This window comes from Tepidibacter mesophilus, assembly GCF_002724055.1.
Taxonomy (GTDB): Bacteria; Bacillota; Clostridia; order Peptostreptococcales; family Peptostreptococcaceae; genus Tepidibacter_A; species Tepidibacter_A mesophilus.
Genome location: NZ_BDQY01000001.1, coordinates 225,958 through 246,542, shown reverse-complemented (window position 1 = coordinate 246,542; position 20,585 = coordinate 225,958). Strand labels below are relative to the sequence as shown.

At 29.5% G+C, this 20,585-nt stretch carries 19 protein-coding genes, 1 tRNA gene and 1 other annotated feature; of the genes, 15 read left to right on the top strand and 5 right to left on the bottom strand.

Annotation, left to right across the window (positions count from 1 at the left end; all coding sequences use genetic code 11):
• Positions 1-5 precede the first annotated feature (5 nt).
• The 7 genes from Tmeso_RS01160 (at position 6) to sdaAA (ending at position 8,275) form a co-directional block, all read left to right on the top strand.
• Positions 6-1,220, top strand: coding sequence for an LCP family protein (locus Tmeso_RS01160; protein ID WP_099187414.1), 1,215 nt, complete (start codon positions 6-8; stop codon positions 1,218-1,220).
• 12 nt (positions 1,221-1,232) lie between these two features.
• Positions 1,233-1,589: a ribosome silencing factor gene (gene rsfS / locus Tmeso_RS01155; RefSeq protein ID WP_099187412.1), complete on the top strand. Its 357-nt coding sequence runs from the start codon at positions 1,233-1,235 to the stop codon at positions 1,587-1,589.
• Between the two features lie 12 nt (positions 1,590-1,601).
• Positions 1,602-1,793: a binding site (T-box leader), on the top strand.
• Between the two features lie 75 nt (positions 1,794-1,868).
• Positions 1,869-4,277 carry a leucine--tRNA ligase gene (leuS, locus tag Tmeso_RS01150; RefSeq protein ID WP_099187410.1) on the top strand — a complete coding sequence of 803 codons (2,409 nt, stop codon included), beginning with the start codon at positions 1,869-1,871 and terminating at the stop codon, positions 4,275-4,277.
• A gap of 432 nt (positions 4,278-4,709) precedes the next feature.
• Positions 4,710-5,927, top strand: coding sequence for a threonine ammonia-lyase (gene ilvA / locus Tmeso_RS01145; RefSeq protein ID WP_099187408.1), 1,218 nt, complete (start codon positions 4,710-4,712; stop codon positions 5,925-5,927).
• A gap of 81 nt (positions 5,928-6,008) precedes the next feature.
• Positions 6,009-6,392: a RidA family protein gene (locus Tmeso_RS01140; protein ID WP_099187406.1), complete on the top strand. Its 384-nt coding sequence runs from the start codon at positions 6,009-6,011 to the stop codon at positions 6,390-6,392.
• Between the two features lie 310 nt (positions 6,393-6,702).
• Positions 6,703-7,377, top strand: a complete 675-nt coding sequence (gene sdaAB / locus Tmeso_RS01135) for an L-serine ammonia-lyase, iron-sulfur-dependent subunit beta (RefSeq protein ID WP_099187404.1) — start codon at positions 6,703-6,705, stop codon at positions 7,375-7,377.
• A 25-nt stretch (positions 7,378-7,402) separates the two neighbouring features.
• Positions 7,403-8,275 carry an L-serine ammonia-lyase, iron-sulfur-dependent, subunit alpha gene (sdaAA, locus tag Tmeso_RS01130; RefSeq protein ID WP_099187402.1) on the top strand — a complete coding sequence of 291 codons (873 nt, stop codon included), beginning with the start codon at positions 7,403-7,405 and terminating at the stop codon, positions 8,273-8,275.
• Between the two features lie 53 nt (positions 8,276-8,328).
• Here the strand turns inward: sdaAA and Tmeso_RS01125 are convergent, their stop codons facing one another.
• Positions 8,329-9,582: a D-alanyl-D-alanine carboxypeptidase family protein gene (locus tag Tmeso_RS01125; protein WP_099187400.1), complete on the bottom strand. Its 1,254-nt coding sequence runs from the start codon at positions 9,580-9,582 to the stop codon at positions 8,329-8,331.
• 81 nt (positions 9,583-9,663) lie between these two features.
• Between Tmeso_RS01125 and Tmeso_RS01120 the strand changes: the two genes are divergently transcribed.
• The 7 genes from Tmeso_RS01120 to Tmeso_RS16255 all read left to right on the top strand — a co-directional run bounded on the left by Tmeso_RS01120 (position 9,664) and on the right by Tmeso_RS16255 (position 16,869).
• Positions 9,664-10,344, top strand: a complete 681-nt coding sequence (locus Tmeso_RS01120) for a helix-hairpin-helix domain-containing protein (protein WP_099187398.1) — start codon at positions 9,664-9,666, stop codon at positions 10,342-10,344.
• Between the two features lie 66 nt (positions 10,345-10,410).
• On the top strand, positions 10,411-11,448 hold the full coding sequence (gene selD / locus Tmeso_RS01115; RefSeq protein ID WP_099187396.1) for a selenide, water dikinase SelD: 1,038 nt from the start codon (positions 10,411-10,413) through the stop codon (positions 11,446-11,448).
• A gap of 117 nt (positions 11,449-11,565) precedes the next feature.
• Positions 11,566-12,969 carry an L-seryl-tRNA(Sec) selenium transferase gene (selA, locus tag Tmeso_RS01110; protein ID WP_099187394.1) on the top strand — a complete coding sequence of 468 codons (1,404 nt, stop codon included), beginning with the start codon at positions 11,566-11,568 and terminating at the stop codon, positions 12,967-12,969.
• A gap of 10 nt (positions 12,970-12,979) precedes the next feature.
• Entirely contained in the window at positions 12,980-14,860 is a 1,881-nt protein-coding gene (gene selB, locus Tmeso_RS01105) for a selenocysteine-specific translation elongation factor (RefSeq protein WP_099187392.1), read from the top strand.
• Between the two features lie 11 nt (positions 14,861-14,871).
• Positions 14,872-15,555 carry a response regulator transcription factor gene (locus tag Tmeso_RS01100; RefSeq protein ID WP_099187390.1) on the top strand — a complete coding sequence of 228 codons (684 nt, stop codon included), beginning with the start codon at positions 14,872-14,874 and terminating at the stop codon, positions 15,553-15,555.
• Between the two features lie 29 nt (positions 15,556-15,584).
• On the top strand, positions 15,585-16,487 hold the full coding sequence (locus tag Tmeso_RS01095; RefSeq protein WP_099187388.1) for a GerMN domain-containing protein: 903 nt from the start codon (positions 15,585-15,587) through the stop codon (positions 16,485-16,487).
• Between the two features lie 285 nt (positions 16,488-16,772).
• Positions 16,773-16,869 (top strand) — tRNA-Sec (locus Tmeso_RS16255).
• A gap of 178 nt (positions 16,870-17,047) precedes the next feature.
• Here the strand turns inward: Tmeso_RS16255 and Tmeso_RS01090 are convergent.
• The gene (locus Tmeso_RS01090) at positions 17,048-17,845 is read right to left on the bottom strand and encodes a hypothetical protein (RefSeq protein ID WP_099187386.1); all 798 of its coding nucleotides are present in this window, start codon (positions 17,843-17,845) and stop codon (positions 17,048-17,050) included.
• Positions 17,846-17,899: 54 nt separating this feature from the next.
• Positions 17,900-18,475 carry a hypothetical protein gene (locus Tmeso_RS01085; protein ID WP_099187384.1) on the bottom strand — a complete coding sequence of 192 codons (576 nt, stop codon included), beginning with the start codon at positions 18,473-18,475 and terminating at the stop codon, positions 17,900-17,902.
• An 88-nt stretch (positions 18,476-18,563) separates the two neighbouring features.
• Here Tmeso_RS01085 and Tmeso_RS01080 point away from each other — a divergent pair, with 88 nt between their 5' ends.
• Entirely contained in the window at positions 18,564-19,274 is a 711-nt protein-coding gene (locus tag Tmeso_RS01080; protein WP_099187382.1) for a tRNA threonylcarbamoyladenosine dehydratase, read from the top strand.
• Here Tmeso_RS01080 and Tmeso_RS01075 read toward each other — a convergent pair.
• Positions 19,264-19,479 (bottom strand): DUF3006 domain-containing protein, encoded by a 216-nt coding sequence (locus tag Tmeso_RS01075; RefSeq protein WP_099187380.1) that lies wholly within the window; start codon positions 19,477-19,479, stop codon positions 19,264-19,266. The genes Tmeso_RS01080 and Tmeso_RS01075 overlap by 11 nt on opposite strands.
• 12 nt (positions 19,480-19,491) lie before the next feature.
• Positions 19,492-20,358: a ComEC/Rec2 family competence protein gene (locus tag Tmeso_RS01070; RefSeq protein ID WP_099187378.1), complete on the bottom strand. Its 867-nt coding sequence runs from the start codon at positions 20,356-20,358 to the stop codon at positions 19,492-19,494.
• Between the last annotated feature and the right edge of the window lie 227 nt (positions 20,359-20,585).

Sequence of the window (20,585 nt, the reverse complement as noted above, 5' to 3'; positions counted from 1 at the left end):
TAACTTTGAAGCACTTTTTTAAAATTTTTATAGTTTTTTTTGTTATATTTAGTATGATATTTGGAACGAGTATATATCTTATTGTTGCTAAAGAAAATGATCAATTAGCAGAAATTCCAATGCCTGGAGAAAGAGAAACGACTGTTGAACAAGATGGTGAAATGGTTAATGTATTGCTTCTTGGAGTAGATAGTTTAGATGGAGGTAAAAAAGGTATTAGAACTGACACTATGATGGTTTTGAGTATGGATCCTAAAAATGATAAGACATCTATATTATCAATACCAAGAGATTCTAGAGTTAAGATAAGAGGTAGAAAAGGATATGATAAGATAAATGCGGCACATGCATATGGCGGTGTTGAATTATCAATACAAGCCGTTAAAGATCTTCTAGGAATACCTATACATCATTATGTTAAAGTGGATTATCAAGCACTTTATAAGACTGTCGACGAGGTAGGCGGTGTTGAGGTTGATATACCTATGAATATGAATTATGATGATCGTTATGCTACACCACCTCTTCATATTCATTTCAAAAAAGGAAAACAAGTTCTAGATGGTCAAGAAGCTATGGAGTTTTTAAGATTTAGAAAAAATAATGGTGGAAAAACAGGTTATCCAAGAGGTGATTTGCAAAGAGTAGAAGTTCAACAGGCATTTATACAATCACTTGCTAAAAAGGTATTAAGCCCATCTTCAATCTTTAATATTAAAGGGTATATAGATACTTTTAATACATATGTAGATACAGATATGGAAGTTTCTGAGATGGCATCACTTGGTATGCAAGCTAAAAAAATAGACGTAAATAATATAAGAAAAGAGACTGTTCCAGGAGAGCCTATGTACATAAATGGAATATCTTATTATAATCTTGATAATGAAGAAATAAATAAATTAGTAAGTGATCTTTATTATGATAATAATAAAAATAAGGGCAATGCAGATTTGAAAATTGCAGTGTTTAATGGCTCTGGCTTATCTGGAGTTGCAACAGAAGTTTCTAATAAACTTGCACGTCAAGGGTTAAAGCCTAACACAGTAGGTAATGCTGATGACTTTGATAATCCTAAGACTATAATATATTATGATTCTAAAAAAGAAGAAGCTCAAAAAATAAGACAAATTATAGGAAAAGGTCAATTAAGACAAGATAAATCCAAAATTAAAGATAAAAATATGGATATAATAGTATTAATAGGTAAAGATATCTAAGGAGGAAATTAAATGATAGAAAGTGTTGAAAAAATTGTAAAAGTAGCTTATGATGCTATTGATGATAAATTAGGAGAAGATATAATTGTTTTAAATATTGGCAAAATATCCTCTGTTGCTGACTACTTTATAATAGCTAGTGCACCGTCGGAAAGACAAGTGAAGGCTATAGCTCATAATGTAGAAGATGAGCTTAAAAAAGACGATGTATGTGTTATATCAAAAGAAGGACAAGATTCATCAAGATGGATACTTCTTGATTATGGGGATGTAGTAGTACATATATTCCATGATGATGAAAGAGACGTATATAGCCTAGAAAGATTATGGAAAGATGCACCAAATGTAGATGTTGACAATTTAGTTTAAAAGTCGTATTATATATAAATAATAGTCTAGAGTAGTAAAAGGAATTTGTTTTTTTTAAGAGAGCTAGTGGGTGGTGAGAACTAGTAGAATGAGCCTTTGAACTTGCTAGTTAATTCTATTAGGGGTGGCTCCCTTATAAGCTACACTAAGAGGGCTTTTTAGCCAATTAGGGTGGTACCGCGAGATATACTCCTCGTCCCTAAATACTAGGGATAGAGGGGTTTTTTTATACAAAAATATATAAAATAAGATTATAATATAAATTTAGGAGGATTAAATATGTATGATTTTAAACAAATAGAACCATATTGGCAAAAAAAATGGGAAGATGAAAAGACTTTTGAGACTATCGAAAATGAAAAGCCGAAATACTATGTCTTAGAGATGTTCCCCTATCCATCGGGAAAAATTCATATGGGACATGTTAGAAACTACTCAATAGGAGATGTAGTTGCTAGATTCATGAAAATGAAAGGATACAATGTACTTCATCCTATGGGATGGGATTCATTTGGATTACCAGCAGAAAATGCAGCTATAAAGCATGGAATTCATCCTGATAAGTGGACAAGAGAAAATATACAAGAAATGAAAGAACAATTAAAACTTTTAGGTCTTAGCTATGATTGGGATAGAGAAGTAGCTACTTGTCTTCCTGATTACTACAAATGGACTCAAGATTTATTTTTAAAGTTCTATGAAAAAGGACTAGCGTACAAGAAAAAATCATTCGTTAACTGGTGTCCATCTTGTGAAACTGTTTTAGCTAACGAGCAAGTAGTTGGAGGAGAATGTGAAAGATGTGATTCGGCAGTAATTAAGAAAGATTTAGAACAGTGGTATTTAAAGATAACTGATTATGCTGAGGTTCTTTTACAAGATATAGATAAGTTAGATGGATGGCCTGAAAAGGTTAAAATAATGCAAAAAAACTGGATAGGAAAAAGTACTGGAGCAGAGGCAGATTTTGAGATAAAGGGATATGATAAAAAGTTAAAAATCTTTACAACAAGACCGGATACTATGTATGGTGTTACTTATATGGTATTAGCTCCAGAACATGAATATGTTGAAGATCTTGTAAAAGGAACAGAGTATGAAGAGGCTGTTAAAACTTTCAAAACTAAAATTCAACACATGAGTGAAATAGAGAGAACTTCTACTGATACTGAAAAAGAAGGTGTATTCATAGGTAGATATTGTATAAATCCTTTAAATGGACAAGAAATTCCTATTTATATAGCTAATTATGTAATGGTTGATTATGGAACAGGAGCTATAATGGCAGTTCCAGCACATGATGATAGAGATGAAGAATTTGCTAAAAAATACGAACTAGAAATAATTCCTGTTATAGATGAAGATTCGAATATGATAAATTCAGAAGAATTTAATGGAATGAATTCTAAAGAAGCATTTGAAAAAATAGTTGCAAAATTAGAAGAATTTAATATAGGTAAGAAAACTATAAACTACAGATTAAGAGACTGGTTAATATCAAGACAAAGATATTGGGGGTGTCCGATTCCTATAGTCTACTGTGAAGATTGTGGAACTGTTCCTGTTAAAAAAGAGAACTTACCTGTTAAATTACCAACTGATGTTGAATTTACAGGAAAAGGACAATCTCCGTTAATAACTTCTGAAAGCTTTATGAACACTATATGCCCTAAGTGTTCAAAGCCAGCTAGAAGAGAAATGGATACTATGGATACATTCATAGATTCATCTTGGTATTTCTTAAGATATATAGATGCTAAAAATGAAAATGAAGCTTTTAATAAAGAGTTAGCACAAAAGTGGATGCCTGTTGATCAATATATAGGAGGAGTAGAGCATGCTATACTTCATTTACTGTATTCAAGATTCTTTGTTAAGGTTTTAAAGGACTTAGGAATGGTGGATTTTGACGAGCCGTTTAAGAACTTATTAACTCAGGGAATGGTGTTAAAAGAAGGAGCAAAAATGTCAAAGTCTAAAGGTAATGTAGTTAGTCCTTTAGAGATAATAGAAAAATATGGTGCAGATACAGCTAGATTATTCGTATTATTTGCTGCACCTCCTGAAAGAGATTTGGATTGGTCTGAACAAGGCGTAGAGGGATGTTATAGATTTATAAATAGAGTATTCAGATTAGTGGAAGAACTTAAAGATTGTGTAAATACAAAGACTACTATTGAAAATTTATCTAAAGAAGACAAACAAGCTAGATTTGTTATACATTCTACAATTAAAAAAGTTACTGATGATATATCTGGTAAGTTTGGATTTAATACTGCGATATCTGCTCTTATGGAACTTGTAAATGAAATGTACAAGTATAAGGAAAATGAAAATAGAAAAGAGTGTATACTAAAAGAAGGTATAGAAGCTATAATAACTATAATCTCACCATTTACACCTCATGTTGGAGAACAACTTTGGACTATTATAGGGAAAGAAGGCAGTGTATCAGAAATATCATGGCCAGAGTATGATGATACTGCCCTTGTTAAGGATGAGGTAGAAGTTGTAGTTCAAATCAATGGTAAGGTTAGAGGGAAGTTAACATTGAGTTCTAATGTTACAAGAGAAGAAATGCAAGAAAAAGCATTAGAGGATGAAAAAATAAAAGAATTTACTGATGGCAAGGAAATAGTTAAAGTTATAGCTGTTCCTAAAAAATTAGTTAATATAGTTGTTAAGTAGAAAACAAAACAGCTTAAACATTTTTTTAAATGTTTAAGCTGTTTTGTTTTTAACGAAATTATATAATTTTTAATTTATAGATAGAAATTATATTATCAACTATTTTGATCTATGAAACCTCTGTAGGACTCATGAATGGAGGTGAATACAACCTTGTTTGAAAGAGGCAAAAATACAAAAGTTCGATAGAAAAATCTATAAAAAAATATAATGAAAATATATAATAATGAAATTTAAATCTATTAAAATAAGTACAGAAAGAGTGAAAAAACAAAAGAATATGTCTAGTTCCTGTGAACATAAGTGCTTTAAGCGTGGAATTATAATAGTTGGATAAATTATAAAATTGTGAAAACGATTTTCTTGTTGATTTTTAGCAAAATACGATGTAAAATACATGTTGTAGAATAATTAACTTAAGGAGTGATAATAATGGCAAAAGTTACTTTAGAAGATGTTAAAAAAGCAAGAGAAGCAATTAGCGGTATAGCTGTTAAAACTAAATTGTTAGAATGTTCAGCTCTTAGTAAGATGAGCAATAATAGAGTGTTTTTAAAATTAGAAAACTTACAAAAGACAGGATCTTTCAAAATAAGAGGGGCTGTTAATAAAATAGCTAACTTAACTGAAGAAGAAAAGCAATGCGGAGTTATAGCATCAAGTGCAGGAAATCATGCACAAGGGGTTGCTTTAGGAGCTAAGATGAATGGTATTAAAGCTACTATAGCTATGCCTGCTACTGCACCACTTGCGAAGGTAGCTGCTACTAAGTCTTACGGAGCAGAAGTTGTATTAAATGGACTTGTATATGATGATGCTTATGCAAAGGCTGTAGAAATACAAAAGGAAACAGGAGCTACATTCCTTCATCCGTTTAATGACCCATACGTTATAGCAGGACAAGGAACTATAGCACTTGAAATATTTGAAGATCTTGAAAACGTTGACATAATATTAGCACCAATTGGTGGTGGGGGTATAATATCTGGTATTGCTGTTGCTGCAAAAGCATTAAATCCAAAAGTTAAGATAATAGGTGTTCAATCAGAAAACATAGGTTCTATGAAGGCATCAAGAGAAGCTGGAAAGGTTACAACATTCTTTAAAGCTCCAACAATAGCTGATGGTATAGCTGTAAAGACTCCTGGAGATTTGACTTTTGAAATAATAGAAGAGTTAGTTGATGAAATAGTAACTGTAACTGAAGAAGAGATAGCTCAGGCAATCCTTTTCTTAACAGAAAAAGACAAGATAGTTGCTGAAGGTGCTGGTGCTGTTTGTACAGCTGCTATAATGAGTGGTAAAGTAAAAGAAACTAATAAGAATGTAGTAGGAATAATTTCTGGTGGAAATATAGATGTAAATATGCTTTATAGAATAATAGACAAAGGCTTAGAAAAAGAAGGAAGAAGATTATGCTTTAATACTATGCTTCCAGATAAATGTGGAGAAATGTTAAAGTTTATAAACTTAATAGCTGAAACTAAGGCTAATATACTTCATATAAATCAAAGTAGAATGGGTAATGAGGTTATTTTAGGAACTCAAGAAGTAGATATAGTTCTTGAAACTTTTGATAAAGATCATATAACAGAGATAATATCTAAGGTTGAGGCAAATGGATACGAAGTAAAAATTAAAAATAAATAATATAAAGTAAAATTTACCTTTTATTATTACAAATTTATAGTATAATATAGTAGATTAAAGATTTATTAGGAGGGTTTTAAAATGAATAATCAAGTGATTCATACAGATAATGCACCAAAGGCTATAGGACCATATTCTCAAGCTGTAAAGGCTGGAAATTTACTGTTTGTATCTGGACAAGTTCCATTTGATCCAGCTACTATGGAAGTAGTTGAAGGTGGAGTTAAAGAGCAAACTGCTAGATCTTTAGAAAATGTAAAAGCTATATTAGCTGAAGCAGGAGCTACTTTTGCAGATGTAGTAAAGAGTACTGTATTCATTAAAGATATGAATGAATTCGGACAAATCAACGAAGTATATGCTGAGTACTTTGGAGAAAACAAGCCAGCTAGAGCTTGTGTAGAAGTTGCTAGACTTCCAAGAGACGTTAAAGTTGAAATAGAAGTTATAGCAGTTGTAAAATAATAATTAATTAATGACCAAGCTGAGCTTGGTCATTTTTTTTCTTTTTGAAATTATATTTTTTTAAAATTAATAATATATATAAAATAGTATATAATATATATAGGTTTCTTCAAAAAAAGTAGGGAAAACGATTTGTTGCACAGGTCGATAGTGCGTAAATGGTAAAAATTTAAAAAAATACATAAATAAATATATGCAATATATTGAAAAGAAATATAGTATAATGATATTTTTTATAGTATAATTAATATGTAATAACTAATGTGAAACAATTAAGGTATTATATTTTGTAATTTGAAAGGAGAAACTAATGAAAGACTATAGTGTTTTTGATGTAGTGGGACCTAATATGATTGGACCTTCAAGTTCTCATACAGCGGGTGCTGCAAAATTAGGAAGTATGGCAAGAAAAATGGCAGGGGGAAGTGTTAAAAAGGTAAAATTTTTACTTCATGGATCTTTTGCTCAAACTTATAAGGGACACGGTACTGATAAGGCTCTTGTAGGAGGGATATTAGGATTTTCTCCAGATGATGATAAAATAAAAACATCTTTTGATATAGCTAAAGAAAGAGGATTAGAGTTTGAAATGGTACCAACAGATTTAGGAGATGATAAGCATCCTAATACTGTTAAGTTTATAATAGAGACAGAGGATAATAGAACTGTGGAAGTTATGGGCGCTTCAATTGGAGGAGGAAACATAAAGATAACTCAATTGAATGGATTGACTATAGAGTTTACAGGAGTATATCCAACTTTAGTAGTAAAACAATGGGATCTACCTGGAGCTGCAGCTCATATAACTAACTGTGTTGCTAATAACAATATTAATATAGCATTTATGAGTATATATAGAGAAGAAAAAGGAAATGAGGCTTTTACTATAATAGAGGCTGATGATAAAATAGATTCTAATGTAATAGTTGATATAAAGTCTAATAATAAGTTAATACAGGATGCATTTATAATAGAAGGAATGTAAATATTATAAGGAAAAGGTGACTTTTATGAATTTTACTAATGGTAAAGAATTATTAGATATATGTGAAAAACAAAATAAAACTATATATGAAGTTTGCATAGAAAGAGAAATGGATTTAACTTCAAAAACTAGAGAAGAAATAATAGAAAGAATGTCTCATAGTTTAGAAATAATGAAAAATTCTATCAATAAGAGTTTAACAGAAGATATAAAGTCAGTTGGAGGACTTATAGGTGGGGAAGCTAAGCTTATAAAAAACAGATTAGAAACGGGTAAGACTGTATGTGGATCGTTAATGTCAAAGGCTATAAGTGCAGCTATGGGAGTTTTGGAAGTTAATGCCTCTATGGGCCTTATTGTTGCAGCACCTACAGCAGGTTCTTGTGGAATACTTCCAGCTGCTATAATAACAGTTGCTAATGAATATGGATTAAGCGATGAAGATATGATAAATGCAATATTTGCAGGATCTGCTATAGGAGCTATAATAACAAGAAATGCTACTGTTGCAGGAGCAGAAGGTGGATGTCAAGCAGAAACAGGATCAGCGGCAGCTATGGCAGCAGCTGGTGTTGTTGAAATGATGGGCGGTACTCCAAGACAAGCTATACATGCAGCTGCTACTACATTGAAGAATGTAATGGGACTTGTATGTGATCCTATAGCTGGGCTTGTAGAGGCTCCGTGTCAAAAAAGAAATGCAATAGGAGTTGCTAATGCATTAATATCTGCTGAAATGGGGCTTGCTGGAGTTGAAAGTATAATACCATTTGATGAGGTTGTTGAAGCTATGTATAAAGTAGGGAAAGCTCTTCCTATGGAGCTTAGAGAAACTGCTTTAGGTGGTGTAGCAGCTACTTGTACAGGATGTAGTATAACTAAAAGAGTATTTGGATAAAAATTTGCTTTATAATTTTAAATATGAAAATAGGGTGTTGGAAATCCAACACCCTATTTTTTTCTTTTATTTATGTATCTTACAGAAAATACTATAAACGAGATTGATAGTATTACTTTAACTGCAAACAACAATATTCTTAAAATTTTATTTATGTCTATGTTACCCAATATAGAGTTTACATCTTCTGATGCAACTAAGTTAATAGCAGATATTACTTTGTTATCTTTTAAAATTTGGATTTTTCCTACAATATCACCTTTTTTTATAGGTATTTCAAGTGGCTCTTTTAGTATTGTTTTAGTTTTTATATTTTCTATATTTTCATTTTTTGACATTACTATATTGAAATCTTCTTCTGCTTTATATTTTAGGCTTTTTTCTTTAGTGAATAATATTTTTTTTCTTCCAAGTTCAGCGTTTTTATTTACAATATTATGTTTTGAATAAGTATCAAATCCATAATCTATTAGAGTTCTAGAATCTTTATATATTTCATCTCCTTCTGACTTTAAAACAACTGAAATTAATCTAAACCCGTTTTTTTGACCGCTGGATATTAAACATTTTCTTGCAATATCTGTATAGCCTGTCTTTATACCGTCTATTAAATCGTATTTTATATTTACAATAGCTCCTTTATACTCTATTGTATTGATTCCTCCAACACCCCATAAAAACTTGTTTGTACTCTTGAAAACTCTTTCGTATGGGTATTGATCGGTTGCAGGCATTTTAATATATGTAGATTTAACTATTTCTTTAAACTTGTCATGCTTCATAGCTTCTTGTGCTATTAAAGCTAAATCGTATGAACTCGTATAATGGTTTTCATCTGGAAGCCCATTTGGGTTATTAAAATGAGTGTCTTTTGTTTTTAACTCTTTAGCTCTTTTATTCATAAGTTTTGCAAATTCCTCTGTTGAACCTGAAATATGATTAGCTAAAACTACAGCGGCATCATTTGCAGATTTAATAAGAAGGGCTCTTAACAATGTCTCAACTGTAAATGATTCGCCTTGCTTAATATAAATACCACTACCATCTATATATCCTAAATCATAATCGACAGTTACTATTTCATCTAGATCACAATTCTCAAGAGTTAAAAGGGCTGTCATAACTTTTGTTGTTGAAGCTGGATACATTTTTTTATGTATATTCTTACCGTATAAAATCTTGCCCGTATCATAATCCATTAAAATTGCAGATTCACCTATAAGGTTAAGTTTTTCATCTGCAAAAGAAGTTATAAAGGAAGATGATATTAAAAATATTGCTATAACTAGTGATGTGATTTTTTTCATATATACCCCCTTACTTAATGATGCAATATGATTTTAGTATATCATATTTTTGTCAATAATATAGAGTAGGAGGGATATTTTATGAATTTTAATAAAAGAAATTTAACGGTATTTGGTAGTATATTAGTGATTGTGATTATAAGCATGTTTGTAAATAGTAAAATAAACTTTGGAAAAGCTAAATATGTTATAAGTTCTAAAGAGGACAAGTATATTGATGAAGAAAGTGACATGAAAGAAAATATAAGTTTAGAAAGTGCAGACTTAGAACTTGAAGATGACAATTCAGAGATTGTAGTATACATAAGTGGAGAAGTAAGTACTTGTGGAGTTGTAAATATGGAAAGTGATTCAAGGCTTGTAGATGCAGTAGAAAAGCTTGGAGGTCTTACCCAAAATGCAGATAGTAATAGAGTTAATTTAGCTATAAAACTAGAAGATGGTTCTCATTATATAATTCCGAGTATCAATGATAAGGAAATTGAAGTAATGGGGGATGGAGTAAATAGTAATGATAGTGTAAAGCAGGATAGTTATAGTGATTCTAACTCCAATGAAATGGTATCATCTAAGATTAATATAAATGAAGCAAATGCTAATCAACTTAAATCGTTAACTGGGATTGGAGATGTTACAGCTTCGAGAATTGTAGAATATAGAAGTCAAAATGGAAAGTTCAAAGCGATAGAGGATATAATGATGGTAAAAGGAATAGGTGAAAAAAAGTTTGAATCGATAAAAAACGATATAAAAGTAAAATAAATACAACTATAAAACAAAATATGATATTATATAATTATATTGAAGTAAGAAGGACGGTGGAGCTAAATGGAAAATAAGATAAGATTAACTCAGATGACGACTTCTGCAGGATGAGCCGCAAAAATTGGGCCAGAGGATCTGGCTAAAGCTCTTAGTAATCTGCCGAAAATAGAAAGTGATAAACTTATAGTTGGTCTTGATACAGCGGATGATGCTGCTGTTTATAAATTAAATGAAGAAATGGCATTAATACAAACTTTAGATTTTTTTACGCCTGTTGTAGATGACCCTTATTTATTTGGGCAAATAGCAGCCACAAATTCTTTATCTGATATATATGCCATGGGCGGAAAACCTACGGTTGCTATGAATATAGTGTGTTTTCCATCTTGTAAAGACATGGCTATTCTTGGAGAAATATTAAAGGGCGGATTTGATAAAGTCAAGGAAGCAGGAGCTTTATTGGTAGGAGGGCATACTGTTGATGATAAGGAACCTAAATATGGACTTTCTGTATCAGGGCTTGTGCATCCAGATAAGGTTTTATCTAATGCAGGGGCTAAGGTTGGAGATGTACTAGTTATAACAAAGCCTATTGGAACAGGTATAATAAATACAGCTATAAAGGCTGATATAACAGATAAATCTGTAGAAAATGAAGCTATTAAGATTATGACCCATTTGAACAAATATGCAGCTATGGCTTTTGATAAAGTGGATGTAAACTCAGTAACAGATATAACTGGATTTGGACTTTTAGGACATGCTCTTGAGATGGCAAAAGCATCTGATGTGTGTATTGAAATTGACTCTAATGAAGTTCCTATAATAAATGCTGCAATTGATTTTGCTAAGATGGGTATAATTCCAGAGGGAATGTATAAAAATATGGCTTATATATCACCTGATGTAGAAAGTAATGGAATAGAGCAACATATAATGGATATTTTATACGATCCACAGACGTCTGGAGGATTATTAGTTTCAGTTCAAAAAGAAAAAGCAGATGAATTAATAGAGAAAATGATAGAGAATGGATCTATAGAAGCTAAGATAATAGGAAATGTAGTAAAAAAAGAAAGTAAACACATAAAAGTTAAATAAAGAGGGTAATCCCTCTTTATTTTTTTATGATTTAAAATATGTTATAATTGATTGTAAAAAATATTTTTTAGGAAAAGTTATATTAATAAAAGTAAAATAGATGAAGGAGAGATTAACTTGAATAAGAAGAAGCTATTTTCTTTATTACCATCTGTAGATGAGGTACTAAATGATAAAATTATAATAGAATTAATCAAAGAATACCCTAGAAGTTTAGTTGTTGATACAATAAGAAAAAATATAGATAATATAAGAAAAAACATAATAAATTTAGAAGAAGATCAATTAAATAATTTTTCTATTGATTATGATAAATTTATAAATAATATCTCAAATGAATTGAGATTATCATATTCTCTTTCGTTGAAAAAGGTCATAAATGCAACTGGAGTAGTTATACATACGAATTTGGGGAGATCTCTTTTAGCGGATAGTATAAAAGAGGAAGTTTGGAAGGTAGCATCGAGATATTCTAATTTAGAATACGATATAAATAAAGGAAAAAGAGGATCTAGATATTCTCACTTAGAAGAAATAATCAAGAATATAACAGGAGCCGAAGATGTACTGGTAGTGAATAATAATGCGGCAGCTGTTTTATTAGTTTTAAGCACTATGTCAAAAAATAAAGAGGCAATAGTATCAAGAGGAGAACTTGTTGAGGTTGGGGGATCATTTAGAATACCCAAGGTTATGGAGGAAAGTGGTGCTATATTAAGAGAAGTAGGTGCTACTAATAAAACTCATATGAGCGATTATGAAGATGCTATAAATGAAAATACAGGAGTATTACTTAAAGTTCATACTAGTAATTATAGAGTGTTAGGTTTTACTGGTAGTGTTGATATAGATGAATTATCGAGATTATCAAAAGAGCATGATATACCTGTGATTGAGGATTTAGGAAGTGGATTATTCATTGATATATCAAAGTATGGTCTTAGCTATGAGCCTACGGTTATAGATTCTCTTAAAAAGGGAGCTGATGTAGTAACTTTTAGTGGAGATAAAATATTAGGAGGACCTCAAGCTGGAATAATTGTGGGTAAGAAAGAATATATAGAAAAGATGAAGAAGAATCAGTTAACTCGTGCGTTAAGAGTGGATAAATTGACTATAGCAGCTCTTGAGGCTACATTTAGACTTTATTTAGATGAGAAAAAGGCAGTTGAAGAAATACCTACTTTAAGAATGCTGACTTATTCTATGGATAAATTAAATGATAAAGCTCGAAAATTATATGAAATAATAAAGAATCAGAATTTAGATATTGATATTAAAATAGAAGATGGGTATTCTCAAGTTGGAGGAGGATCTATGCCTCTTGAGACTATAGATACAAAGGTTATAACTATAGTCCCTAAGAATATGGGTGTGTCTGAGCTTGAGGAAAAATTAAGACTTAGCGAGGATAGTATTGTTGCTAGAGTGTATGACAATAAATACGTTTTAGATGTTAGAACTATCTTTGATGATGAATTTGAATCTATATCAAAACAACTAACTAATGCACTGAAATAGGAGGTTTAGTATGAAGAATATAATAATAGGAACAGCAGGACATATAGATCATGGAAAAACAACTCTTATAAAATCTCTTACAGGAAGGGAGACTGATAGATTAAAGGAAGAGCAAAAAAGAGGTATATCAATAGATTTAGGATTTACTTACTTTGATTTACCCAGTGGTAAGAGAGCTGGTATAGTAGATGTTCCGGGACATGAAAAGTTCATAAAAAATATGTTGGCGGGTATATCAGGCATAGACATGGTTTTACTTGTTGTTGCTGCTGATGAGGGAGTTATGCCTCAAACTGTTGAGCATTTAGATATTATGAGCTTTTTAAATATAGAAAAAGGAATTATAGTAATAACAAAGTGTGATATGGTAGAAGATGAGTTCTTAGAGCTTATAAAAGAAGATATAAAGGAAAAGGTTCAAGGTACTTTCTTAAAAGATATGTCTATGATAGAAGTAGATTCTATAAGTAAAAGAGGAATAAATGAATTAATATGCGAGATTGATAGAATCAGTGATGAGGTTAAAACTAAGAATTTAAATGCTCAACCTAGACTAAATATAGATAGAGCTTTTTCTGTTAAAGGATTTGGTACTGTGGTTACGGGGACTTTAATAGAAGGAAGCATAGATGTAGATGATACTTTAAATATATATCCTCAAAACAAACCTACAAAGATTAGAAGTATACAGGTTCATGGTGAATCTGTAAAAACAGCTTATGCAGGTCAAAGGGTAGCTATAAATCTATCTAATGTTAAGGTTGATGAAATTGAAAGAGGAAATGTATTAGCTTATCCTGAATCGTTAAGTGAATCTATGATGCTGGATGTGAAAATTTCTTTAGTTAAGCATTCTGATAGAATGGTAAAATATTGGGATAGAATAAGATTTTATCATGGCACTAGAGAAATCTTAGGTAGAATAGTTCCTATTGATAAGGAAGTCTTAAATCCAGGAGAAGAAGGTTATTGTCAAATAAGACTTGAAGAAACTATAGTAGCTAAGAATAAGGATATGTTCGTAATAAGGTTTTATTCTCCTATGGAAACTATAGGGGGAGGAATTATACTTGATTCAAATCCTAAGAAACATAAAAGATTTGATACAGATGTTATTAATTCTCTTCAGTTAAAGGAAAAAGGAGATTTAAAAGAAATAATAGAAGAAATTATAAAAAAACATAGTAAAGAATACCCAGTCCTAAATGATATAGCTGTTTATATTGGTGAAAAAAGGGAAATAATACAACAAGAATTAGATATTCTGTGTGAACAAAATAAGGTTATGAATATAAATACCATATACATTCATAAAAACTTCTATGAGGATTTAAAAAATAAAATTTTAAGTGTATTATCTAATTTTCATAAAAATAATCCTCTTAAAAAAGGAATATCTAAAGAAGAACTGAGGACTAGAATAGAGAAGAATCTAAAGACTAAGGATTTTGACGTTTTACTAAATATTATAGTTAAGGATAATGATATAAAAATTGTAGATAATATAGCTAGTTTATATGACTTTGAGGTTGAATTTACTAAGTCGCAATTAAATATACAAAAAGATATAGAGTCTAAGCTGAAGAATGATAAATTCACACCTAGAAATATATCTGAAATAATACAAGATAAGAAAGAATATCAAGAAGTTTTAGAAGCTTTATTAGGAGATACTCTTGTTATGGTTACTGAGGATATTGTATATTATAAGGAAAATTATGATGTAGCAGTTCATATGATAAAAAAACATTTGGAAGAAAATAAAACTTTGACTTTATCGGAATTTAGAGATTTAATAGGTGCAAGTAGAAAGTATGCCATGGCTCTTTTGGAAGATTTTGATAGAAATAAGATAACAAGAAGACTAGGAGACAAGAGAATGATTTTCTAGGAGGAGTGTTTATGGTAAAAATATTAATAATAGATTCTCAGTTATTATTAATAAAGGAAATGAAATATGCATTTGAATATGAATATTATAGAATGGATAAAGTTGGAAACTCGCAAGAAGCTCTAGGCAAAAAATATAGTGATTACGATATAATAATAATAGATTCTCAAATAAGAAAAAAAGATGGATTTCAATTGTGTAAAGAAATAAGGAGTGTATCATCTATACCTATAATAATGATAACACCACAAGGAGAAGATTATAAAAAGATAATAGCACTTGAAATTGGAGCTGATGATTGTCTATCCAAGCCTGTTAATATATTAGAACTTAAAGCTAGAATAAACGTTATATTGAGAAGAATCCAAAAAATAGACGATGTAGGAATGTCATCAGAATTTAAAGTTGGAAACTTTGAAATAAATACACTTGGCAGAAAAGTTATGTATAAAAAAGAATATATAAACTTAACAGGAAAAGAATTTGATTTACTATTATTTCTAATAACTAATCCAGGTGAAGTATTTGATAGAAAATATTTACTTCAAAAAATATGGGGGTATGAATATTATGGAGACTTAAGGACTGTAGATGTTCATATAAGAAGACTTAGAGAAAAAATAGAAATAAATGCTTCAAGCCCTAGATATATATTAACTAAATGGGGAAAGGGATACTATTTTAAAAAAAACTAATAAAGACCTATTCAGTTTAGGAGGTAAATATGAGAAAAAAAATATATTTTATAATGATGATATTGACTTTGATGATATTTGCAGTTGGGTGCAACGATAAAGTATTAGAGAATAATATAAAAAAACAAGAAGTTAAACTTTATTACTCTAGTAATGACAACTCAAAAATACATTGGGTTACAAGACCTATTGAGTATATAGATGGTGAAAAATATGATGTTACTCTAAATGCTTTATTAAATGGTCCGTATACATCTAATATGGTTAGAAGTATAAATGAAAAGACAAAAATATTATCTTTAAATAAAAAAAATAATATTTTGTATATAGACCTATCTAAGGAATTTTTGAATTTCAAATCAAATATGAATGAAGTTAATTCTGTTATAACTATTAGCAACACTTTAAATCAATTTGAAGAAATACATGGTATAGAAATAAAAATAGAGGGTAAGGACTTGATATCTTCTGATGGTGAAAAATATGGAATATTAAAGCCGTTTAATTTGAGTGATGAAAAAAACGCAGCTCTTACATTATATCTTCCTGATGAAAATTTAGAGTATCTTGTTCCTATTAAAACCAATATTGCAATAAAAGAAGGGGAAATAATAGGCAAAAAAGTTATTGAAGAGCTTATAAAGGAATCTGATAAACAAGGATATAATGTAGTACCTAAGGGAACAAAACTGTTGAAATATTCTGAGGACAAGGGAATAGCAAGTGTAGATTTAAGCCAAGAATTTATAAAAAATTCAAGTGGAGGATCAACATCTGAGACTATGGCTATATACAGTGTGGTAAACTCTTTAACAGAATTTGAAAATATAAATAGTGTGTTATTCTTAATAGAAGGAAAAAGTATAGAGGAGTTTTCTCACTATGAATTTAATAAACCTTTTTCTAGAGATGAAAGCTTGATAAAGCATTAACTATGAAATCTTAATAAACAGAATGATACATAGAAAATATTTAAAGAAAACTATTATATTTTCTATGTACCATTTCCACAAAGGGAGTAGAAATATATATTAATTTAATGGGTATACTATCAGTGTATTATAGAAATATAATATACTTACTAGTGTTATTAATATTCTAGTGTTATTAATATTTTTAATTATATCGTCAAAATATAAGTAAAAGTGACAAAAAGTACTTGCAAAAATACAATATGCATGGTATCATATAAAAGTACTGAGGGAAAGACGTAACCTGGGAGTAGATGGTGGCTGGTGTTGCCTCTGGTCTTCAAAACCAGTTCGGGGAGTTAAGAGCTTCCTGGGTAGGTTCGATTCCTACATATTCCCGCCAATTAAAAAAACGGTTACAGCTATTTAGCTGTGACCGTTTTTTGCTCTATAGGAAACTATATGATTTTGAATCTATGGGTAACATTGATTGAATAACTACATTTGCAACTATTTTTGAGCAACGGAGCCCTTTAGGATCGTTGGCGACATGAGTCAATGCGTAGCATTAGACGAATTTTTTATTCATTTAATTTTTTCTTTTCTGTTAATTTGAAAATTTTCTCGTTTTCATTCCAAGTGTAGAGTTCCTGCTGAGAAGTTTTACTAATTTCTTTAAAGTCTTCTTCTTTAGGTGTGCTCACAGATTTTGCTTTTGATTGAATGTTGGTAGTTATTGCAAGTATTTTAGGAACATCTTCATCTAGATAGTCTATTGATGATTTTTGGATGTTTTTATTCCAAATATCATTAGGAGCATTCTTATCTATCCAAATATCTTTGTATATTTCATCATAATAAATGGATTTTTTGAAAGTTTCTTTGAATGAATTCTTATCAAAATAGAATACTTCAACAAAATTATCTATAAAAAAAGCACCTAAACGTTCATCTAATAATTGTTCAACTATTAAAAAATCTTTAAATGAAGATATGTTTTTTACTGGAGATAAGTTTGTTATTTTTGTTTTGTAAAAATACTTATCATTTGCAGTATCTTCGAATATGGCTATTAATGCGTTATCTTTCGATAAATTTAGACTAAATAGAATGTCCTGTTTATCATTGGGTAAAACATCTATCTTATATATTTTTAAATCTATATAATCTATGTATTCGTTCCAATTATTATATCCAGTAGCATTTAGCACATTTTTTATTATTTGTTTTCTTAAGACCTCGTTCTTTGGATTATCCTCAGAAGAATTTAAATAATTATTCACTACACTTTTATCTATTAAGCTATTATAGCACTTAGGAAAAAGTATAAAACAGTTGATTCCTATTAAAATACTTAAAATAAATACTAGTTTTTTCAAAAAATCACCCCTTACATATCTATTAATATAAGGCTTGGGCATATTCTAATATTTTTACTTATTTTTTAGATTATTTATTTCATCTAATATTTTTTTTATAAATCCTTTATCAAGATCAAATAAAGAGTATATTTGTTTTTTATATAAATTTAGATTAGACTTTAAAATTTCTTCATTGAAAAATAAATAATTTTCATTATTTAAATATATTCCTACTAATTTTAAAGTATCTTTATAATTTAGTATTAATTTAGATATTTTAGTGATCGGATAATTATCTATATAGTTTCCTGATTTTTTAAAGTATAATATAGACTCATTATAATTATTCACAAAATTTCTTATCGCAAAGATTATATCTTTATCTGTTTTTGTTAGATTGGTATTTTTTTTATGTGGTTTTTTATAAATGATTTTTTCTGGTGTTTTTTTGAATTTTATATTGTTTTTTTTCTTGTTTTGTAGTTTACTATAAAAATGGTCCGAATTTAATACAAAATTAGAACTTGAAGTATCGTTTGTAGGTTCATTTATTTTATTGACTGGATCGATTTGGGGTATATTATTAACTGAAGATTTATTGGTGATTTTCATAATGTTAATTCTAGTGCTATTTACTTTGTTTATCATAATATCACCTTCCTTTAATGATATATCGTTAATATTATATGATTTATATAGGGGTTTTAGATTTAAAAATAAAAATAGGAGGTATAATATGCAAAAAGATTTTTCTATGAGAACGGAACTGTTATTAGGAAATGAAGGAATGAATAAGCTTAGAAATTCAAAAGTAGCAGTTTTTGGAGTAGGCGGTGTTGGAAGTTTTGTGTGCGAGGCCTTAGCTAGATCAGGGATAGGAACTTTAATAATGATAGATCACGATGATATAGATATAACCAATATAAATAGACAATTACCAGCTTTACACAGTACGGTAGGAAAAAGTAAGGTTGAATGCATGAAAGAAAGAATACTTGATATAAATCCCAATATAAACGTGATAGCGTATAAAAAATTATATGACAAGGATAGTGCAGGTGAACTATTAAGTCAAGATTATGATTATGTAGTAGATGCTATTGATATGGTATCGTCTAAAATAGATTTAATAGAGAGGTGCTACAAGAATGATATAAAAATAATAAGTTCTATGGGTATGGGTAATAAATTAGACCCTACTAAGATAGAAGTTACAGATATAGCTAAGACACATATGTGTCCTTTAGCTAAAGTTATGAGAAGAGAACTAAAAATTAGAAACATTAAAAAACTAAAAGTTGTATATTCAACAGAACAGCCTATAAAACCTGTTAGAAGTATATCTAGTGAGTCAAAGAGAGAAACTCCTGGAAGCATATCTTTTGTCCCTTCTGTGGGAGGTCTTATAATAGCATCTGTTGTAGTGAATGATATAGTTAGTCTATAAAAAGTTCATTTATTAAATCAGCTACTTGTTTTTTTAGTTTTTTTGTTGCATTCAAATCCAAGGAGATGACATCTTTATTGATTAATATGACATCTCCTTCTTTTGCTGATTTAGGGATTTGTAATCTATGTATATTTATTAATGATTTATCCTCAAGTTCTACTATTGCAAATTTATTTTCAAATCTATCTATTATTCCTCTCATTAAGATTACCTCCTATAGTTTTAACGGTTTACTGTAACTAAAAATCTCATTACCATCACAAAATAGAATTATATTACCTTGTTTATCGGTTCTATATAAAGGTATATTATATTTTTTTAAAAGAGTCAATGTTTTTTCACTCGGATGATTATATCTATTGTTATGTTTGCAAGAGATAACTCCAATATCGGGTTTAACCTTCAACAGGAAATCTTCGCTTGTTGAAGATGAACTTCCGTGATGTCCTATTTTTAAAATGTTTGATTTTATATTGTGATTGGACTTTATCATATCTTGTTCATTTTGAAATTCAGCATCCGCTGTAAATAAGAAACTTTTATTTTTATAAGTAGATTTTATAACTAATGAGCATAAGTTGTTTTCACTATAATTTTTGGTAGGACTTAAAACACTGCATTTAATGAATTTACCTAATGAAAAATTAACTCCTGACTTACCTGTATGTATTTTTAAATGTTTACTTTTGGCTGCTAATAATACATCTTCAAATGTACTTGTGTTATGACTTTTGTTTGGCATATAAAAATAGACTACATCGAAATTGTTTATTACATAATCGAGACCACCTATATGGTCTGCATCTGGATGGGTTCCTATTAGAATATCTATTTTTTTTATATTAAGCTTATTCAAGTAATCAACTACTTTTTCTCCATGAAAATTATCTCCTGCATCTATTAGCATTGTTTTATTGTCTGGAGAAATTAAAAGAGTGCTATCCCCTTGTCCTACATCTATAAAGTGAACAGAAAATAAATTATCATTTGAAGTGCAATTTATAAATTCTTCATCTATTTGATTGCAACTGCAAAGAGCAATTGAGAATATAATAAATATTATTAGAAATGTTTTTTTCATAATTCACCTCCATTTAATATTATTGAGTTATTTTATAAATTTAATAAGTGTATTGGATAATAAAATGGGAAATATATTAAAAAGTTATTGAAAACTTTAACTTGGTGATTGTAAATACCTATTGAGGGTATAGAAAGATATATGATAGAATAGATAGAGTATGAAGGAGGTAGATTTATATTTTTAAACCAGTAAATATAGAGGCAAAAAAAGAACTAGATAAATAT

What these genes read in the sequence shown, in the direction of transcription:
- Tmeso_RS01125 (WP_099187400.1), bottom strand. Translation starts at nt 9,582, where the DNA reads ATGAAAAAAATCACATCACTAGTTATAGCAATATTTTTAATATCATCT.
- Tmeso_RS01120 (WP_099187398.1), top strand. Translation starts at nt 9,664, where the DNA reads ATGAATTTTAATAAAAGAAATTTAACGGTATTTGGTAGTATATTAGTG.
- sdaAA (WP_099187402.1), top strand. Translation starts at nt 7,403, where the DNA reads ATGAATTTTACTAATGGTAAAGAATTATTAGATATATGTGAAAAACAA.
- leuS (WP_099187410.1), top strand. Translation starts at nt 1,869, where the DNA reads ATGTATGATTTTAAACAAATAGAACCATATTGGCAAAAAAAATGGGAA.
- Tmeso_RS01080 (WP_099187382.1), top strand. Translation starts at nt 18,564, where the DNA reads ATGCAAAAAGATTTTTCTATGAGAACGGAACTGTTATTAGGAAATGAA.
- Tmeso_RS01075 (WP_099187380.1), bottom strand. Translation starts at nt 19,479, where the DNA reads ATGAGAGGAATAATAGATAGATTTGAAAATAAATTTGCAATAGTAGAA.
- ilvA (WP_099187408.1), top strand. Translation starts at nt 4,710, where the DNA reads ATGGCAAAAGTTACTTTAGAAGATGTTAAAAAAGCAAGAGAAGCAATT.
- sdaAB (WP_099187404.1), top strand. Translation starts at nt 6,703, where the DNA reads ATGAAAGACTATAGTGTTTTTGATGTAGTGGGACCTAATATGATTGGA.
- Tmeso_RS01085 (WP_099187384.1), bottom strand. Translation starts at nt 18,475, where the DNA reads ATGATAAACAAAGTAAATAGCACTAGAATTAACATTATGAAAATCACC.
- Tmeso_RS01095 (WP_099187388.1), top strand. Translation starts at nt 15,585, where the DNA reads ATGAGAAAAAAAATATATTTTATAATGATGATATTGACTTTGATGATA.
- selB (WP_099187392.1), top strand. Translation starts at nt 12,980, where the DNA reads ATGAAGAATATAATAATAGGAACAGCAGGACATATAGATCATGGAAAA.
- Tmeso_RS01070 (WP_099187378.1), bottom strand. Translation starts at nt 20,358, where the DNA reads ATGAAAAAAACATTTCTAATAATATTTATTATATTCTCAATTGCTCTT.
- Tmeso_RS01100 (WP_099187390.1), top strand. Translation starts at nt 14,872, where the DNA reads ATGGTAAAAATATTAATAATAGATTCTCAGTTATTATTAATAAAGGAA.
- Tmeso_RS01140 (WP_099187406.1), top strand. Translation starts at nt 6,009, where the DNA reads ATGAATAATCAAGTGATTCATACAGATAATGCACCAAAGGCTATAGGA.
- rsfS (WP_099187412.1), top strand. Translation starts at nt 1,233, where the DNA reads ATGATAGAAAGTGTTGAAAAAATTGTAAAAGTAGCTTATGATGCTATT.